We start from the raw sequence: 256 nt of genomic DNA, 5'->3' as shown, positions 1-256 counted from the left end.
TGACGGGCGCGGTGCCGACTACACCCGCATTCTCAGCCGTGCCGCCAAGATTGACGGCGGCATTTGGGGACAGGACGTCCAAGTGATTGCCGCCGGCGGCCAAACCGACGCCGCCGGCAGCCTGAAAGACGCCGCCGCACCCCGCGCCCCGTCTTCATCCGCCCCCGTCTTTGCCATCGACACCGGCGCCCTTGGCGGCATGTATGCCGGCAAAATCACCCTGATTGCCGCCGATGCCGGCAGCGGCATCCGTAAT

General features: G+C 67.6%; 1 protein-coding gene. It reads left to right on the top strand.

Annotated features, from left to right (window positions below):
* A partial coding sequence (locus MB824_RS08270; protein WP_238747980.1) for a two-partner secretion domain-containing protein occupies positions 1 to 256 on the top strand: 256 nt, incomplete at both ends.

The organism is Kingella pumchi, from assembly GCF_022288825.1.
Lineage (GTDB): Bacteria > Pseudomonadota > Gammaproteobacteria > Burkholderiales > Neisseriaceae > Kingella_D > Kingella_D pumchi.
This window is presented reverse-complemented; position numbering and strand designations above follow the sequence as displayed.